Source organism: Jeotgalicoccus aerolatus (assembly GCF_014635205.1).
GTDB lineage: Bacteria > Bacillota > Bacilli > Staphylococcales > Salinicoccaceae > Jeotgalicoccus > Jeotgalicoccus aerolatus.
Window position 1 is genome coordinate 181,165 of the sequence record NZ_BMCN01000002.1, and the last position, 18,845, is coordinate 200,009.

At 41.2% G+C, this 18,845-nt stretch carries 16 protein-coding genes; 7 read left to right on the forward strand and 9 right to left on the reverse strand.

Features of this window, described 5'->3' with window-relative positions; genetic code table 11:
- Window positions 1-36: 36 nt before the first annotated feature.
- The 4 genes from IEU81_RS07075 to IEU81_RS07090 form a co-directional block, all read right to left on the reverse strand.
- Window positions 37-993: a 2-hydroxyacid dehydrogenase gene (locus tag IEU81_RS07075; protein WP_186089568.1), complete on the reverse strand. Its 957-nt coding sequence runs from the start codon at window positions 991-993 to the stop codon at window positions 37-39.
- Between the two features lie 137 nt (window positions 994-1,130).
- Window positions 1,131-1,850, reverse strand: coding sequence for an aggregation-promoting factor C-terminal-like domain-containing protein (locus IEU81_RS07080; RefSeq protein WP_186089567.1), 720 nt, complete (start codon window positions 1,848-1,850; stop codon window positions 1,131-1,133).
- Between the two features lie 318 nt (window positions 1,851-2,168).
- On the reverse strand, window positions 2,169-3,776 hold the full coding sequence (locus IEU81_RS07085) for a BCCT family transporter (RefSeq protein ID WP_186089566.1): 1,608 nt from the start codon (window positions 3,774-3,776) through the stop codon (window positions 2,169-2,171).
- A 157-nt stretch (window positions 3,777-3,933) separates the two neighbouring features.
- Window positions 3,934-5,586 (reverse strand): YhgE/Pip domain-containing protein, encoded by a 1,653-nt coding sequence (locus IEU81_RS07090; protein WP_186089565.1) that lies wholly within the window; start codon window positions 5,584-5,586, stop codon window positions 3,934-3,936.
- Window positions 5,587-5,729: 143 nt separating this feature from the next.
- Here IEU81_RS07090 and IEU81_RS07095 point away from each other — a divergent pair, with 143 nt between their 5' ends.
- On the forward strand, window positions 5,730-6,320 hold the full coding sequence (locus tag IEU81_RS07095; protein WP_186089563.1) for a TetR/AcrR family transcriptional regulator: 591 nt from the start codon (window positions 5,730-5,732) through the stop codon (window positions 6,318-6,320).
- Window positions 6,321-6,438: 118 nt separating this feature from the next.
- Window positions 6,439-6,861, forward strand: coding sequence for a universal stress protein (locus IEU81_RS07100; RefSeq protein WP_186089561.1), 423 nt, complete (start codon window positions 6,439-6,441; stop codon window positions 6,859-6,861).
- A gap of 42 nt (window positions 6,862-6,903) precedes the next feature.
- Here the strand turns inward: IEU81_RS07100 and IEU81_RS07105 are convergent, their stop codons facing one another.
- The gene (locus tag IEU81_RS07105) at window positions 6,904-7,989 is read right to left on the reverse strand and encodes an ABC transporter ATP-binding protein (RefSeq protein WP_186089559.1); all 1,086 of its coding nucleotides are present in this window, start codon (window positions 7,987-7,989) and stop codon (window positions 6,904-6,906) included.
- Window positions 7,990-8,144: 155 nt separating this feature from the next.
- Here IEU81_RS07105 and IEU81_RS07110 point away from each other — a divergent pair, with 155 nt between their 5' ends.
- Both IEU81_RS07110 and mqo read left to right on the forward strand, forming a co-directional pair.
- On the forward strand, window positions 8,145-8,567 hold the full coding sequence (locus tag IEU81_RS07110; protein WP_186089558.1) for a universal stress protein: 423 nt from the start codon (window positions 8,145-8,147) through the stop codon (window positions 8,565-8,567).
- A 31-nt stretch (window positions 8,568-8,598) separates the two neighbouring features.
- Window positions 8,599-10,080, forward strand: coding sequence for a malate dehydrogenase (quinone) (gene mqo, locus IEU81_RS07115; protein ID WP_186089556.1), 1,482 nt, complete (start codon window positions 8,599-8,601; stop codon window positions 10,078-10,080).
- A 507-nt stretch (window positions 10,081-10,587) separates the two neighbouring features.
- On the opposite strand, the gene IEU81_RS07120 is transcribed toward mqo, so the two are convergent.
- On the reverse strand, window positions 10,588-11,721 hold the full coding sequence (locus IEU81_RS07120) for a trans-sulfuration enzyme family protein (RefSeq protein WP_186089554.1): 1,134 nt from the start codon (window positions 11,719-11,721) through the stop codon (window positions 10,588-10,590).
- 146 nt (window positions 11,722-11,867) lie between these two features.
- On the opposite strand from IEU81_RS07120, the gene IEU81_RS07125 reads away from it, so the two are divergent.
- A complete protein-coding gene (locus IEU81_RS07125) occupies window positions 11,868-12,158 on the forward strand; it encodes a hypothetical protein (protein WP_186089553.1) in 291 nt (96 codons plus the stop codon).
- Window positions 12,159-12,214: 56 nt separating this feature from the next.
- Here the strand turns inward: IEU81_RS07125 and IEU81_RS07130 are convergent, their stop codons facing one another.
- The 3 genes from IEU81_RS07130 to IEU81_RS07140 all read right to left on the reverse strand — a co-directional run bounded on the left by IEU81_RS07130 (window position 12,215) and on the right by IEU81_RS07140 (window position 16,610).
- On the reverse strand, window positions 12,215-12,949 hold the full coding sequence (locus IEU81_RS07130) for a DUF554 domain-containing protein (protein WP_186089551.1): 735 nt from the start codon (window positions 12,947-12,949) through the stop codon (window positions 12,215-12,217).
- Between the two features lie 178 nt (window positions 12,950-13,127).
- The gene (locus IEU81_RS07135) at window positions 13,128-14,255 is read right to left on the reverse strand and encodes an NADH-dependent flavin oxidoreductase (protein ID WP_186089549.1); all 1,128 of its coding nucleotides are present in this window, start codon (window positions 14,253-14,255) and stop codon (window positions 13,128-13,130) included.
- Between the two features lie 96 nt (window positions 14,256-14,351).
- Entirely contained in the window at window positions 14,352-16,610 is a 2,259-nt protein-coding gene (locus IEU81_RS07140; RefSeq protein ID WP_186089548.1) for an ATP-binding cassette domain-containing protein, read from the reverse strand.
- A 138-nt stretch (window positions 16,611-16,748) separates the two neighbouring features.
- Here IEU81_RS07140 and IEU81_RS07145 point away from each other — a divergent pair, with 138 nt between their 5' ends.
- Both IEU81_RS07145 and IEU81_RS07150 read left to right on the forward strand, forming a co-directional pair.
- Window positions 16,749-17,138 carry a hypothetical protein gene (locus IEU81_RS07145; protein ID WP_092596040.1) on the forward strand — a complete coding sequence of 130 codons (390 nt, stop codon included), beginning with the start codon at window positions 16,749-16,751 and terminating at the stop codon, window positions 17,136-17,138.
- Between the two features lie 147 nt (window positions 17,139-17,285).
- Window positions 17,286-18,833 (forward strand): DUF6583 family protein, encoded by a 1,548-nt coding sequence (locus IEU81_RS07150; protein WP_186089546.1) that lies wholly within the window; start codon window positions 17,286-17,288, stop codon window positions 18,831-18,833.
- Window positions 18,834-18,845: the final 12 nt, after the last annotated feature.

Here is an 18,845-nt window from a genome sequence, read left to right on the forward strand (position 1 = left end):
TCTCCATAAACTAAGGAGAGCTTAATCACTATAAAATTATTCATTAACCTGATAATCGAGCGCTGATCCGGTTAATGCTTTGACTGCCTGGTCCGCTGCGACTTCGGCCATTTTATTTCTGGCTTCATAAGTGTCGTTGCCGATGTGCGGCGTCAGAATCACATTATCAAGTTTAGCCAGTGCTTCATTGATGTGCGGTTCTTCTTCATGCACATCCAGGGCTGCAGCTTGTATCTGCTTGTTTTTCAGTGCGTCAAGGAGTGCTGCTTCATCAACAACTCCGCCGCGTGCAGTATTAATGAAATATGCAGATTCTTTCATCTGTTCGAATTCTTTTTTACCAAACAAATGATGAGACGTTTCATTATAGTTCACTTGAGTGATCAGATAATCTGCTTCTTTCAATGCCTCATCCATACTGACTTTTTTAGCGTTAAGATCCGTATCTTTTTCTTCCAGATCCACATATAACAGTTTCATATTAAAGGCCTGTGCCAGCTTGCCGATAAACTGCCCGATTTGTCCAAATCCAACGATGGCCAGTGTTTTATCGACAACTTGATTACCGCCGAGGTAACCCATAACCTGCCAGCCGTTAAATTCATTTTTAACAGCCATTTCATGACCGGGAAGTACGCGGCGCGACAAGGCCAGCATCAATGTAATTGCGAGCTCAGCTGTCGATGCAACGGATTCGTGTACAGGAGTATTAGTCACTGCGATATTATGCTTATTCGCTTCATCTACATCAATATTATTAAAACCTGAACCGACATTAGCAATGACTTTCATATCCGGATTCGCTTTAATCACTTCTGCGGGTGCCTGTACATTAACACCTGTAATTAAACCGTCGGCATTTTTAACTTTTTCAATCATTTCTGCCGTTTTTGGAGTGGTTAATTCATTATGCATATCCAGCTCAATATTCTGATTTGCAATGATTTTAATTGCAGACTCAGGAAGTTTTACTGCACTGTAAATTTTAGTCATACTCATCCTGCTTTCTATAAATACTCTTTATAGCTTATATAGCCTAAAGTTAATAAATTAAACTCATCCAATGACAACAAAAAAACCGTACTATCTGGATAACCAGATAGTACGGTTTTTAATATTGGTGTTAGATCTTACCACCAGTTGTTAGCATTACGGAATTGGATTGCTGCATCGATTGAACCGTAACGTTGTTCAGCATAGTTAAGCATACCTGATGTTTGTTCTGCTACTGAACCAGTACCCCATGATTCTTTAGTTTGGCCAAGTCCTTGGTAGCCGTTCGGGCTTACTGCATTTGGATTACCGCTTGATTCTGGTAATACGATTGAGTTCCACATTGCTTCAGTTCCGCCAGCAGCTAAGAATTGTGACTTAGTAGATCCGCCAGTTGATTGTGTTGTTTGTGGAGCTGGTGTTGCTGCTGCAGGTTCTTCTACAGTTTGAGTTTCTTCTTGAACAGCTGGAGCTGCTTCTTGTGTATTGTTAACTTCTTGTGTTTGTGCAGTTTCATAGTTTTGTACTGTTTGTGTTTCTTCTTGAACAGCTGGAGCTGCTTTTTCTACTGCAGGTGCTTGGTTTTGTGCATCTGCTTGGCCATTCATTTCGTATGCCCATGAGAAGTTAGTTCCATCTGATTCGAAGTCGTAGTTAAAGTTGTTGTGGTTAAAGTTGTAGTCATATTCACCTTCGTGTAATGCTGATGCATTTAAAGCACTTGGGTTATTTTGAGCTGTGTGAGCAAGTTCTTCTTTATTAAGATCGTATGATGATGCTTCTGCGTCCTGACCTGCTGCAATTCCTGTTACGCCTAAACCTAATACTAATGTAGTAGCTAATACTGTTTTCTTCATAAAAATTTCTTCCTCCATTTAAATAAATTATATAGTAAACTGATTTGATATTTTTTTCTCTAAAGCTAATCACACTTTTTATGTCTTGCTTCCTGACGACAGTTATCAATGTAACACAGAATATTTTTACGTGTGTTACAGCTCAATAATAAAGAAGTTACAATTCCTAACGGAACTGTAATAATGACATCTCACTGTATTATTTCTGACTATTACCATTAAACGGACATATTCGTGTAACACAACTGCCAAATTAGACACACGTTTGATAAAAAAACACCGTATTCTGAAAAAATCAGATACGGTGTGATTGATTATTTACAGATCTCTTTCATCGACACCTGCATTTTTTTGCTCTTCATATTGTTTTTCTTCTTTTTCAAGATATTCTTTCATACGTTTCGTATTTGGCGTTATCGTTAAGCCAAGATATTTTCTTTCTTCGTTTGCATCCTTATAGAAGGAAATCATCATCATGATAATGACGAAGCTGAATGGCAGTGCAGCGATAATCGCTGCGGACTGCAGGGCTTCAAGTCCGGTATCTCCGCCGGAGAGCAGGAGCACATAAGCGATTGCTGATAAACTCACACCCCAGACAATCTTAATGCTTGCGGATGGACGGAGTGAACCGTTGGATGTCTGCATACCAAGAACAAATGTTGCAGAGTCCGCTGATGTAATAAAGAATGATGCAACGAGTATAATCGCGACAATGGACAGCGGCACACTGAGCGGTATTTCATTAAATATTGCAAACAGCTGAGTTTCCGGACCGTGTCCAATAATCTCATTTACGCCGCTGGCAACTTCTATCCCGGTCACACCAAATACGGTGAACCAGATTATACCGATTGTTGTCGGGACAGTGAGCAGAGCTAGTACGAATTCACGAACCGTTCTGCCTTTTGACACACGGGCGATAAAGATACCAACGAAAGGACTCCAGCTGAGCCACCATGCCCAGTAGTAAATCGTCCATGTTTGCAGCCAGCTGTTTTTATCGCTGCTGAGCGGTGCGGCATCAAGTGTTCTTGCAACAAAAGTATTAATGTACTCACCGGCTGCAGTCGGCAGCATGTTTAAAATGAGCATTGTTGGACCTAAAATCAGAACGACGAGCAGTAATATAGAAGCAAGTATCATATTTAGATTACTTAAATACTTGATTCCTTTACTTAAACCGCTCCAGGCGCTGGCAAGGAAAAGTATAGTGACAGCAGCGATGATTAAGCCTTGTGCAGCGAGATTAATCGGCACACCGAATAAGTAATTCAGGCCGCCGTTAATTTGTGTTGTACCGACACCTAATGAAACAGCAACACCGATAACAGTTGCGAAAACTGTCAGAACATCGATCAGAACACCAATAGGGCCGTCGACTTTATCGCCTAAAATAGGTCTCAATGTTTTAGATAAAAGGCCTGACTCCCCTTTTCTAAACTGGAAGTAAGCGAGCGCTAATGCAACTGCACCGTACATTCCCCAGGCATGTACGCCCCAGTGGAAAATCGTTGCCCGGATAGATTCGAGCATAGCTTCTTGTGATTCCGGTGTCGCAGTGGCAGGCATGAAGTAATGCGAGATTGGTTCAGAAGTACTGTAGAACACAACACCGATCCCCATGCCGGCGCTGAACAGCATGGTCAGCCATGAACGTGTGCTGAATTCCGGTTCATGATGCGGTTTGCCGAGTTTTAATTTACCGATTGGGCTGAAAATAAGAAAAATACAGAAAAACAGTGTGGCTGAAGTAATAATCATGTAGTACCAGCCAAAATAGTTGCTGACCCAGTCTGCAATCGCACCTGCAACGGCACCGAACTGCTCTGGATTAATTGCCCCGATGATAACGAGTATGCCAACGATGACTACTGAATATATAAATACATTCGACAATTTTTTTGGATTGGGAGAATCCTTCATTAATTTGCTCCTTAATATTTAATAGAATATTGTTCAATACCCTAAATTTCTAAAATGTGCTAAAAGAATAACCTATTGATAGTACCAAATTTATATAAGAAGCGCAATTTGCTTTTAAAAAAAGAGCCTGTATTTAAACAGACTCTTTTGCTGGCAATTAATTTTCAAATTTAGCCATTTTATTCGCTTTTTCTTCGTATTTAGGAAATTTATCTTTCAGCAGCAGAATGACGAGTGCAAGAACATATGCAGCAGCTGCGGTTGCGAGCAAGGTATAGATCACTGTGCTGAATTCCATATTAAAGGCCTGGTTGAAAATCGCATCTTTAAAGCCGGATACGATGAAGGCCATCGGTAAGAATTCATACAATGTCTGATAGAAATTATTCGCAGTTTCTATCGGGAAGGTACCGCCGCTGGAAGATAATTGTACGATTAACAGGACGATACCTAAGAACTTGCCGAAGTTTCCGAAAGTCATCACTAATAATCCAATCAGGGAAATCGACACGAGAGACCAGACCAGCATGGCGAGGTAGAATCTCCAGTGGCTGGCCACTTCAATCTGCATGACCCAGACTATGGCTGCGTAGAGCAGTGTTGTAATAATGACTGAGTGAGATAAAAATAACATGCCGCGGCTGATCCACTGGCTGAATACAGATTTTTTATCTTCGAATATTTTATTCATCGGGTAGACTACATTGAATGTAATACCGCCGATAAACAGGCTGACGGCAATAATGAGCGGTGCAAAGCTCTGTGCATAGTTTTGGGTTTCGACAGAAGACTCGATGTCCATGTTCACCGGGCTGGCAATTGCTTCTGCCCCTGCATCGCTGAAGACGATATTCTGTTCGTCTATTTCAGCAAGCAGGTCATTAAACCTGCTGTCCACTTCAGTCAGTGCATTTGCAATTTGTTCAGAACCGGCTTTCAGTTCGCCGATGCCGCTGTTCATTTGTGTCATACCGGTATTCAATTCAGAGGCACCGCTGTTTAAAGCAGTGCCAGCTTCACTCAGCTGACCGGCGCCGTTCTCGAGTTCTGACTGAGCCCCTTGTACCGGCTGTGCGTAGTTTCCAAGCATCGGAGCCAGCTGATTCATTTGACTGCTGAATTGCTGTTCGCTGCTGTAAAGTGCGGCGGCCCCTTCATCGATTTGAACTGCACCGTTAGCGAGACTGCCCGCTCCGTTAGTAAGTTGTAGGGAACTTTCCTGCAGCTGGCCGAGTCCATTGTCTAATTCAACAGCCCCATTTTTAAGTTCTGCGATAGCAGATTGAGCTTCATCACTCTCATCAGATAAGCTGCTGAGTTCTCCAATCAGTGTTTTGGTATAAGTTTCTGTAATTTGAGTTTGTACTGTATCCACTAAAACTGAACCGACTTGTTCAGACATAATTGACCCGATAAAGTTAAATCCGGGATTAGTCTTTAATGTCAGGTTAACGTTTTTTGGTGAATCCGTTAAAAATGTCATGGCATTATCTGAAGCATCTTTAGGAATGACGAGATAGCCGTATGACTCCCCGCTTTTAATCGCTTCTTCTGCTTCATCCAGATTAGAAAACTGCCAATCCAGCTGGTCATTGTTATTTAGCTCATTCTCAATTTCTTTACCCAGTTCGATATCTTCATTTCCAGTATCTTCATTAACTAGGTGGAATTTCATATCATCAGTCCGGTCGTAGGGATTCCACATAGCGCCGAGAAATGTGATGGCATATATTACCGGCAGCAGAGATATGAATGCAAGAGAAATTAATAAGAGCGGTTTTTTCAATATAAATTTAAAATCTTGAAACATCTAATCATCCTTCATATTTTGTGTTAAAGTTATCGTACACGATGTACAATAACTCATTATAAGATGATTAAAATATACTTCAATGGTCGATATATCAAGCTGTGTAGGATAAACGACACATTGTACCGAAGGGTTGTTTATTTTTGAAAAAAGATTTAAGAGTACAAAAAACATTGCATGCTATTGATCAGGCGATTATTTCCCTGTTGGAGAAGAAAGCTTTCGAAAGTATTACTATTCAGGACATCAGTTCAGAAGCGATGATTAACCGCGGGACGTTTTATACTTACTATAAAGATAAATACGAACTGATTGAAAGCTACCAGCAGTCTATGATGGCGGATATCGAACAGCTGCTTTATAAAAATATTACCGGCAGCAGTTTTAAAGACTTAAATGAACATGATCTCAACCAGACCATTTTAAAAATGTTCCAGTATCTTAAAGATAACCGGAAACGGGTGCTGGTTATCGCCAACAGTCTCGGCAGTGCAGAGCTGGCAACATATTTTTCGCAGCATATGTTTGATTTTTATAAAGTGAAAAGCCGGGAGTTTGGAGTTGAATTGGACTCCGAAGTATTTACGGATTACTTAATTACGTACATTACTAACGCTCATATGGGAATACTTTTAAAATGGCTGAAAGGCGGCTGTGAAGAGTCAATTGATGAGATGGCGATGTTTATCGAAACATTTACTATAAATGGTGTATTCAAAACTGTTGGAATCTGATATGCTAACTTGAATACTTTTTCATTGGATAAAATGTGTAAATATTTCTGCTTAGGGAATACTACTATATAAAGCGTTCATTATATAAAATATGACGAAAATAAAAGGATGTGTAAAAATGTATAAAACTATATTACTGCCATATGATTTTGGGAATTCTTTTGAAAATGTCCCTGACCAGCTGGCTAAAATGACAGAAAACAGCGAAGGTGCCAAGATTACAATTTTTAACGTGATTACTGAAAACGAGATGTCCAGTGACGTGAAATTTAATGGTAAGAGATTTAATGCAATCGCTGAAGAAAAGCGCGAGCAGCTGAAACCTTTTACGGATGAACTGGATAAAAGAAACCTGGCATATGAAATTCGTTTTGAAGTCGGCCGTGTCATTACTGAGCTTTTAAATGAAATCAATAATCATGATTATGAAGTGGTAGTAATGAGCAACAGACGTTCTAAAAGAGACATCAAGCATGTACTTGGGCATGTGACTCACAAAATTGCTAAACGGGTCAATGTACCTGTGATGATTATAAAATAATAGTATTGAAAAACCTGCTTACAACATTGTAAGCAGGTTCTTTTAGAAGTGATCGATGCGCTGTTCACTGTTTAAATCAAAGTAATGCGCGTGTGACATATCGAATGAAACTGCCAGATTATCTCCGGGCTGCAGGGGCGTATTTGCTTTGATGCCGATATCAAAACCTTCAAAATCCCCGTCAATTAAATATTCCGAACCCAGCAGTTCGCTCACTCTGACTTTAATGTTAAATGATTCAGCGTGAAGGCTGCCGGGATGAATATTCTCGGGACGGATGCCGAAGTAAATCTTCTGCTGTGTATAGCCCTGCTCTGCCAGCATCTGCTGAGCTGACTTCGAAATTGGAATCTGACTGCTGCCGATTATTAATTCTGAGCCGTCAAAAAAGACTTCAAATATATTCATCGCAGGCGAGCCGATAAATTTTGCTGTAAACAAGTTTTCTGGTGACTTGTAGACTGCCTGAGGCGTCCCTGTCTGCATCATTTCACCCTGATTCATTACGGCAATCCGTGATGCCATAGTCAGTGCTTCAGTCTGATCGTGAGTCACGTAAATCGTTGTTGTTTTCAGCCGCTTATGAAGCTGAATTATCTCTTTTCTCATTTTAATGCGCAGCATGGCATCTAAATTTGAGAGCGGTTCATCCATTAATAGAAGATCTGCATCTCTGACAATGGCGCGGCCAAGGGCTGTACGCTGCCGCTGACCGCCGGACAATGACTGCGGTTTTCTATGGAGATAATCCGTTAAGCCAAGTACGGCTGCAGCATCTTCAACTTTTTCTTTAATGTCCTGTTTGCTGGTTTTCTTTATCTTCAAACCAAAAGCAATATTATCAAAGACCGTCATATGAGGATACAAGGCATAATTTTGAAAGACCATTGAGATGTTGCGGTCTTTAGACGGAATGCTGTTCATCTTAGTGCCGTTCATGAAAAACTCACCGGCTGTTACATCTTCAAGACCGGCAATCATTTTCAGCATAGTAGATTTGCCGCAGCCGGAAGGGCCGACAAGAACGATGAATTCTCCGTCTTCAACTTCCATATTAAAATCTTTGATCACTGGACCGTCAGTGCTGCTGTATTGTTTTTGAATGTGTTTAAAATGAAGATGAGCCATTAATCTGTCTCCTCAGTCGTAATAATGTAATTATAACTTTTTGATTATATATGTAAAAGAAGGGAATAATATTGCCAAAACGTCTGTATTCCATTTAATATTAAATGTGATAGGAATGATATAAATTTTTTAAATATTAGAGAGGGTGTGTGAATATGTATAAAAATATATTACTGCCATATGATTTCGGAAACTCTTTTGCTAATGTTCCGGAACAGCTGGTGAAATTAACAGACAACAGCAGCGAGTCTATGATTACAGTTTTCAATGTTATCTCAGAAAATGAAATGGCAGATAACGTGAAATTTCACGGTAAACATTTTGATGACATTGCCAAAGAGAGAGTTCAGGATATGAAACCATTTACTGATCTTTTAGACGAACACAATTTAAATTACAAAGTGTATTTTGCAGCAGGCCGTATTTTACATGAGCTCCAAAAAGAAATTGAGGACCATGATTACGATGTTATTGTGATGAGCAATAAACGTTCTAAAAGAGATATTAAGCATGTTTTAGGACACGTGACACATAAAGTGGCAAAACGTGTAAACATACCGGTAATGATCATAAAATAACTCAGGTTAAAACTAAGAAAGCTGGCTAAATATGACTAACAATACTTCCAAAGATATCATATTAATTGGTGCAGGGATTATGAGTACCACTCTCGGATCCTTTTTGAAAAATTTAGAAGGCGGCTGGACCATTAAATTATTTGAACGTCTGGACGTCCCCGCTAATGAAAGTTCGCATGAAACGAATAATGCAGGCACTGGCCACGCGGCCTTATGCGAACTGAATTACACAGTAGAACAGCCGGATGGTTCAATAGATATTGAGAAAGCTAAAAGCATTAATGAACAATTTGAAATTTCTAAGCAGTTCTGGTCCTTTTTAGTAAAAAATAATCACATTCAGGACCCTTCGGCCTTTATCCGGCCGCTGCCCCATATCAGTTTCGTTACTGGCAAGGAAAATGTCGATTATCTGAAGCGGCGCTTTGATGTACTGTCGATTCATCATATGTTCCAGGGCATGGACTATACGGAAGACAAAAATATTATGAAAGAATGGATTCCTCTAATGATGGAAGGCCGTTCGCCGGACGAGCCCGTTGCCGCCAGTAAAATTAACAGCGGCACAGATGTGAATTTTGGTGAATTAACCCGCCGGCTGGCAAAGAATATCGAGTCGCATGAGAATGCAGCAGTATTTTATCAGCATGAGGTATTAAATCTCAGACAGCTGGATAACGGGAAATGGGAAGCCGAAGTTCGTGACCTAAATACGAATAAGATTGAATATCACATCGCGGACTATATATTTATCGGTGCAGGCGGTCATGCGATTCCCCTGCTCCAAAATACAGGCATTCCAGAAAGCAAACACCTCGGCGGATTTCCGATCAGCGGTGCATTTTTAGTATGCAATAACCCTGAAGTTGTTCATCGCCATAATGCGAAAGTATACGGTAAAGAACCGCACGGCACGCCGCCGATGACGGTTCCTCACTTAGATAGACGCTATATGGGCAGTAAAGAAAGCCTGCTGTTTGGCCCATTCGCTGCAATTGGACCTAAGTTCTTGAAGAATGGTTCAAATCTGGATTTATTTAAATCGATAAAAACCGATAATCTGTTAACGATGATGTCAGCCGGCGTGAAAAATCTGCCGCTGGTAAAATACTCAATTCAGCAAGTGCTGATGCGTAAAGACGACAGAATGCAAGAGCTGAGACGATTCGTTCCAGATGCTAAAGATGAGGACTGGGACCTTCACATCGCAGGTAAACGCGTGCAGGTCATTAAAGACACAGAAGAGCATGGCAGAGGATTTATCCAATTTGGTACAGAAGTCGTGAGTTCTGAAGACAACTCTATGATTGCCCTCTTGGGAGAATCCCCGGGGGCATCAGTCTCTGTATCCGTTGCTCTAGAAGTATTTAAGAAAAGCTTCCCTGAGTATATTGAGAAATGGGACGCAAAACTGAAAGAAATGATTCCGTCATACGGTCAGTCGCTAATTGAAGACAGCGAGCTGTTATTAGAAATAAGACAGATGACCGCAGCAGACTTAAAACTTGAATAGATTATTGAAGCATCCCGGACGATGATAAAAGTCCGGGATTTTTGTGTTTTCTAGGCGGGTTGAGTGAGATTTGAGTGAGTCGGAGATGATATTTAGGTTGATTGGATGAATAAGGGATCTAGTCGGCCAATGAGATGAGTTGATTGTCCGAATAAGGGGTCTGGTCGGCCAATGAGATAAGTTGATTGTCAGAGTAAAGGGTCTAGTCGGCCAATGAGATAAGCTGATTGTCCGAGTAAGGGGTCTGGTCGGCCAATGAGACAAGTTGATTGTCCGAATAAGGGGTCTAGTCGGCCAATGAGATAAGTTGATTGTCCGAGTAAAGGCTCTAGTCGGCCAATGAGATAAGCTGATTGTCCGAGTAAGGGGTCTGGTCGGCCAATGAGACAAGTTGATTGTCCGAATAAGGGGTCTAGTCGGCCAATGAGATAAGTTGATTGTCCGAGTAAGGGGTCTAGTCGGCCAATGAGATGAACTGATTGTCCGACCAGAACCCGCCCCATCCCCCTACACCTGATCCAGCGCCTGCTCCAAGTCTTCTACTAAATCGTGAACGTTCTCGAGTCCGATGGATAAGCGCAACAGGTTTTGCGGTGCTTTCGTCAGTTCTTTTTCTACCGAGGAGCGATGTTCGATGTAACTGTGTGTTCCCCCGAGGCTGGTAGCCTGGGTGAATATGTTAACCGCGTTTGCAACCGTCAAGGCCTCTGCATCACTGCCTTTAACTTGAAATGACATGAGTCCGCCAAAGTCGCTCATTTGTTTCGCGGCGATGTCGTGTCCGGGATGGTCCGGCAGTCCTGGATAATGTACGGCTTCTACTTTATCGTGTTGACTTAAAAACTCCGCAACTATTTTCGCACTGGCAGTATGGACTGACATTCTTGCCGATAAAGATTGCACCCCTCGGAGGGCGAGCCAGCAGTCAAATGATGACGGTACAGCACCTTTTGCATGCTGCCATGTTCTTAACCGCTCAAGCATTTCACTCTCTTCTTTTGCAACAACGGCGCCGAGCAGTAAATCGCTGTGTCCGCCGATGTATTTCGTTACTGAATGAAGTGCGAAGTCAGCTCCCAGTGTAAGCGGGTTTTGCAGGACAGGTGTTGCCGTCGTATTATCCACAACAGTCACGGCACCGTTAGCTTTCGCAATTTCAGCAACAGCTTCGATATCGATAATTTTAATTTGAGGATTTGACGGGGTTTCAATCCAAATCAATCCGGTGGGTTCACTTTCGACAACATCTTTCAGTGCATTAAGATTTGTCATGTCTGCTGAGACGATATCAAATTTTTTGCTGATATCCGTTTCATTAAGTAAAGTGAGAACACCAAAATACATATCATCCGGCAGGACGATTCTTCGAGGTTTATCCTCATGAAGCACTTCGATAATCGATGTGATTGCCGCCATGCCGGAAGAAAAAGTAACACAATCGTGCCCTTCCTCAAGCGCTGTCAGACATTCTTCAAGGGAACGGCGATTTGGATTATCGCCTCTGCTGTACATAAAACCGTCAGTATAAGACCCGTCATGAGATCTTTCGTAGGTTGTCGATAAATGAATAGGTGTCGTCACAGCGCCGGTCACCGGATCGACCTGTCTGCCTGCATGAATTGCTTTCGTTTCAAAACGCATAGATATCCCTCACTTTTAAAGTTTGTATGAATCAGTATACAGCTGAGGCTTTGAATTATCTATAAATTCAGATAAAATATAAATGGAAGAGGATTTCTTAAAGACAAATGTCACCGGCAGATTATAAAGCCGAAAGGAGCATTGTGATGGAAATTAAAAATGTTGAGTCTGAAGCAATTGCAGGTTTTGAAGAGGAACTGCAGCTTGAAAATGTTAAATATTTAACGCTGTGTACAGAAGAAGGCATTGTTGCCTGGCTGGCAGGAATTCAAAGTGATCAGAACGATGAAATCGAAGTTCAATACGGATTTGAAGAGAACTTTAATGAATCTGTGGCCAAACAATTGTACGTATCATTTATGGAACATAATATTCCTGAAGAGATTGTTTTCAATCCTGAAAGTGAAGATGAAGAGAAGTTTATAGAATCATTATAAGAAAAAATCCGTCTGGCATACTCTGATTCGAGTACCCCAGACGGATATTTTTGTATCTAGAATATTTGTATAAAGAATAATGAAATAGTTTCCCAATAATATTGAATAACAACAAACAGTACTGCAAACAATATGGCAGGCAGCATATTGGCAACCCGGATGTTCAAAATGCCGAGCAGCCTGATGCCGATGGCAATAATCATGACACCGCCCGTACCGGTAATAGCGATAATAATATCATCCATTAAGTCCGGCTGAATGAAGCGGTTAATTTGGGAAGCGGATAAGGCAATGGCTCCCTGGAAAAGAAAGACAGAAACAGCTGAGAACATAATACCGATGCCCATCGTTGATGTCAGGAAAATTGCGAGTACTCCGTCGATTAAAGCTTTCGTTAAAAGTACGGTATGGTCATTTCTTAAACCGCTGTCCAAAGCACCGATAACGCTGACTGCACCGACGACGTAGACTAAAGTGGCCGTCACAAACGCAGCGGCTGCTCCGCCTTCTGTGGCGCCGGTTTTTGTCTCCAGCCAGATTCCGAAGTGATTCATTTTATCCTCAATATCCCATTTCTCGCCCAGCATGGACCCAATTGCAAGACTGGCCACAACGACAATCAGTATGCTGTTGGCTTCAAGTGCCATATCGATTCCGATAATCAGTATGGTAATTGATAATGCCTGGAGTATAGTAACTTTCATGTTTTCATTTATATTTTTCCAAAAAAGACCGATGAAGCTGCCGATAATAATAGCGAGCGTATCGACAATCGTTCCAAACAGCGCCATAAAAATTCCTCCAGGTCGATAAATATCTAACTTAATATATCATACAGATTCAACAGTAGATATAAAAAATGAACTATCCGGAATAGTTGGATAGTTCATAAATATTTCATTTTATTCATAAGTTTACAGTTGTTGTATTTTGTTTTTCTGAAGGCAAAGGTCAAGCCTAGTTGCTAGCTTAATCTTTCTTCGGCATCGGATACACGCCGTTATACAGCTGTTTCCATAATAATTCAGGCAGCTCGTATTTATCTTCTCTTGCCGGATCAAAGTACTCAAAAATTTCATCTTCTTTACCGTCTTCAATTTTACTGATGAAGTTGTAGTCAAGCAGCAATACTCTGCCGAGGGCAATCATTTCCATATTGCCTTCCTCTATTGCTTTCAGTGCCTGATCTGCTGTGAAGACAGAGCCGATACCGATTAAGGGCATTTGTCCATCAATCCATTTGTGCAGGAGTTCTACACGTTCGATCCCTTCGTATTTACCGTCACGGGTTTTAGAGTGAACGTCGCCCAGTGATACGTGGAGATAATCGAGCGGATATTTTTTTAGTTTACCAATCAGTGTTTCCGTAATTTCCATATCAATACCGGGTGTCTGCGGTTCTTCCGGAGAAAAACGGTAACCGACTATAAAATCATTGCCGGCATGTTTTTCTTTAGCTGCCAGTACTGATTTTACAACTTCTTCAGCAAATAAATAACGGTCCTGCCCCCACTGATCTGTGCGCTGGTTAAAGTGAGGCGAAACGAACTGATGAATAATGTAATGGTTTGCACCATGAATTTCAACACCGTCAAACCCTGCTTCAGCAGCTCTTCTCGTCGCTTCGCCGAAGGCATTGATTGTTTCTAAGATCTCTTCTTCAGTAATTTCACGGACTTGATGGGGTTCTGTTTCATCAAAGCTCTGCATAGTTATCGGACTCGGACCTGCAGAATCAGATCCCGGTGTCAGTCTAGGTATCGCCTGTGCACCGCCGTGATGAATTTGAAGTATTGCCTTAGCACCGTTTTCTTTCATGGCATCAGCCAGGCGTTTTAAACCTTCGACGTCAGAGTCGTGGACGACTGACGGCTGCCCCGGGAATGCTTTTCCGAGATCAGTCACGTTTGATGCTGCAGAAATTGATAGACCGACGTCTTTAGAACGGAGGCGCATATATTCAATCTCAGCATCGGATGCTGTCCCGTCATCGTGCGATGAAATATGTGTCATCGGTGCGAGTGCAAACTTATTCTTTAATTGAACGCCGTTTTTTAAAGTGACGGATTCAAACAAAGTTTTATATTTTTCATTCATAGATAAAAATCCTCCAGTAAGCATTGTTGAAATACTGATACAGTTTAAAATCATAACGAAACAGCACCTGTGACGCTATGTTTTTGCTCACAGCAGTTAGTGTTTTATATAGCTGTTTAAGTGGGAAGCAGTGACAGATTCTTTTACTGACAGTAACCCTTCAGGTTCACCGCTGTATAAAATCTTGCCGCCCTTCAATCCCGGACCGGGACCAACATCAATCAGCCAGTCGGCATGCGACATCATCGTTAAATTATGTTCGATTAGAATAACGGTATTATGCTGTTCAATCAGCTGCTCGAAGCAGGAAAGCAACGCCGGTATATCGTCCTCGTGAAGGCCGGTAGTCGGTTCATCAAAGATGAATATTTTATCTTTTGCATCACTATCTAAATACCGGCTCAGTTTCAAACGCTGAATCTCGCCGCCCGACAGTGTATCGAGAGATTGTCCTAAAGTCATGTAATGCAGGCCTGTCGCTTCTAAATTTTTTAGACGCGATACTACATTCTCATTATTTTTAAACAGTTCAACGCCTTCTTCAACGGTTAATGCAAGAACATCGGCGATAGAATAACCGTTGACCGTTGCTTCTAATACTTCTTTTTTGTAACGGGTGCCGTTACACACTTCACAGACTTGGGAAAAGTCAGCCATAAAGGCAAGTTCTGTTTTTATCACGCCTTTACCATGACATTCCGGGCAGGCACCGTCTGAGTTGTAGCTGAACATACCTTTTTTCAATCCGGTCTCTTTACTGAAAAAGCTTCGGACTTCATCAAATAGGTCCATATAAGTTAATAAGTTGGATCGGTTTGTTGCCTGGACGCCCTTTTGATCTATAAATATTGAACAGTCAGATTTTTCTAACCCTGTTTTAATCAGCGTACTTTTCCCTGAACCTGCAACACCTGTGATCACGCTTAAGAGTCCTTCTGGTATATCAGCTGAAACATTCTTTAAATTATTTCTGCTGATATTTTTTAGGTGGATAAATGATTCCGGCTGTCTCGGTGCGTTTTTTAGCTGATGTTTTCTGTTGAGTGCTAGACTGGTCGGTGTATTGGTCTGCATCAATTCTTCATAGGTTCCTGTAAATATAATTTCACCACCGTGCTGTCCGGCACCGGGTCCGATATCGACAATATGGTCTGCTGTATGAATAACGTCCGGGTCGTGCTCGACAATCAGTACTGTATTGCCCTTATCCCGGATGGAACGCATAATCTCATTAATCTTTTGTATATCTTCCGGATGCAGGCCGACACTTGGCTCATCGATAATATAAACAAGGTCTGTTAAAGGGCTGTTCAAATGACGGATCAGTTTAATCCGCTGTGACTCCCCGCCTGACAGCGTTGGTGTTTCACGGTTCAGCGTTAAGTAGTTTAATCCGATATAAGACAGAGCTTCCATCTGTTCAAGCAGCGGTTTAACGATAAACTTCGCTTTCTCATCGTTCAATTCTTTTAAGAAATCAATCGCATCATCAATCGATAAGGCAGTGAAATCTGAGATACTTAAACCGTTAATTTTACAGCTCAGTATTTTATCGTTTAGACGCTGGCCGTGACAATCCGGACATTTTTGGCTCGTTACAACACGTTCTACATCTGTTAAAAACCTCTTTTTCTCAAAATTATCATTGAGCAGGAAAGAACGGCGAAAACGGTGAATTAAGCCTTCGAATTTCGCTGTTCTCGGCCAGTTATCCGGCGGATTTTTAATTTTTCTCGGTTTGGTATAAAGAAAAGTATCCATTTCTTCTGTCGTATAATCTTTTAGCTTTTTATCATTATCAAATAAGCCGCTGTATAAATAACGTTTACCGCGCCAGCTGTCCGGTCTGAATGACGGGAATTTAATAGCGTCTTCGTTCAGAGATTTGTTAAAATCGAGCAGTTCATTCAAATCGATGTCTTCGACGTAACCGAGACCTTGGCAGCGTTCGCACATGCCGCTGGTATTATTAAATGAAAAAACATTGGAATAACCGACGAAAGGCTCGCCAACGCGTGACCATAAGAGACGGACTGATGAGTAGATATCAGAAATGGTGCCGACAGTAGAACGTGAATTGCCGCCGAGCTTCTTCTGGTTAATAACCATAGCGACAGGCAGATTTTCAATTCGGTCTACATCCGGTTTTTCATATTGGGTCAGCTGATGCTGTATATAACTGGAGTATGTTTCATTTAAAAGGCGCTCGGACTCGGCTGCCAGCACGCTGAACACGAGCGACGACTTGCCGGAACCTGAACGTCCGGTAAAAACAGTTAATTGATGTTTAGGAATATCGATACTGATATTTTTTAAGTTATTCTGGTTTGCACCATGTACGCGTATATAAGACATAACATTCACCCTTAGCTAATTTTGTTGTCATATAAATCATACCCTGTTTTAAAAATGAAAATCAGTTTTAAGCGTTCATATTGCGTTCATATAAAGACTGTATAATAAAAAATAAACAGTTAATGAAAGGGAGTTATTATGAAAAATCCAGTTAAATTATTACTTGTCTTCGCCGGTATTTTCGGCTTGATTGGATCTTTAATGGGCGCCCACATGGCCGGTTCAGGATCATATGCACTAAGACCGATTCATGCACACATACTTGTTGTCGGCTGGCTCAGCCTGTTTTCATGGTCAGTATTTTATAAAGTTTTTGATGTCGAGTATAATGCATTATCGAAATTCCATGTCTGGTCAGCAATCATCGGGACGACTGGCCTGGTTATCGGCATGTTCCTAACGAATGTTATATCGTTTAATTTACCTGAAGTATTTACACTGATTGTGTATATCGGCGGCGGTGTTGCCCTCTTGCTGAGCTTCGTAGCATTCTTCGTACAGACAATACTCTATCAGCCTAAAAAGTAAAGCGACGGTCATTTGACCGCCGCTTATTTTTATAGCTATTAAGCTTAGAAATTTTTAAGGATGTCACATTTTAGACAAAATATATGCTAACATATGAACTAAATAAAATAATATAGTAAATTAACTCACTATAAAGGAGATAAACTTATGGGGAAAAAGGGCTTAACAATACTTGGCGTCTCTGTCGGAGTAATTGCGGTACTCGCGATTGGTGCATTTATTCTTTTTCAAACGATGGTAAATACTCCAAAGAACAGTTATCTGTTAGCAGAATTGAATGAAGTGGAAGATACATTTGATGTGTTCGATGAACGTTTTGAAAGTGAAATGGATTGGTACGAACATGCCCAGTCAAATGCGATTGAATCTACTGTAGGAATTACTGCTGAAACGAATGACCCCTCTTTTCAGGAAATGGGGATTGATCAGATGATTAACAATTCTAATATAGAATTAACAGTCGGTCAGGATATCAACAATGAAGTCAGTACTCTGGGATTGAATGCGAATATTGCTGAGCTGTCTATTTCAGATGTTAATGCTTATATCACGGGAGACAAAGCAGGACTGACCTTACCTTTCATAGAAGAGTATATGGTCGTGAATGAAGCAGATGCAGCAACCTTTTTAAATACTATAAACCCTGAAGCATTTGACGGCAGTGAAGAAATTGATTACTCAATGTTTTTTGAAAGCAGTGCTATAAGCGAAGAACAGCGTGAATATATTACGGATGAATATTCTTCATTCATTAAAGATAACTTGCCGGATGATGCTTTTGAATCAGACACTGAAGAAGTGACTATAGGTGAAAACACAGTGAACGCTGATAAACTGACAATGACTTTATCAGAAGAACAAATCCATACATTTTTAAGAGATTTATTTAATAAAATGGCGGAGGATGAAGAGATTGCCAGCATAATAGAGACACAAATGATGGCTGCAAGTTTTGGTAATCCAGAAGCCCCTTCTGCTGAAGAAACCGCTTCTGAGTTTAACAGTTCATTAAAAGAAGCCGCAGAAAATGTAGAAAATGTCGGTTTCCCGGATGGTTTAACATCAGTCGTCTGGACTGACGGCAATGATAATATCGTTCAGCGGGACTTTGATATGTCAGTAACTGTCGATGATGCAACAGATCAAATCGCAATAGACGGAACGAATGAAGTGCAGGAAGACAGTCAGCTCATTAATTACGACATGACAGTCACTGCAGAAGACGGTAATGAAGGCGGAATCGGTATTACCGCAGACTTAAAAGAAACAGAAAACGGTTATGAAGATGTTCTGACTTTAAGAGCAGACACTGAAGATCTCATTGTACTAAACTCTGTAAAATCAGAGGAAGAAGACAATGAAGTTTGGAATGCGGATGTCAGCTTTAATGAACAGGCATTTGGTTCTCCGCTGACGGTATTCATGGAAAGCTCTTCAGTATATGACGGTGACCAGGCGACAAGTGACGTGACCATTTACGCAGAAGACGGCACGAGTATTACGAGAGATACTGCCGCTTTAAATATTACGGGTGAGAGCCAGACAGTCGATGAGATTGCAGTGCCTTCAGCAGATAATGAGAAGGACATCGGTCAAATGAGTATGGATGAGCTGAATGACTACTTCAATAATGAAGTCGGTCCGCAATTTGAAGAGTGGATGACGGAAAACTTCGGTGCACCGTCAGGATTTTAATTAAAAAAGAAA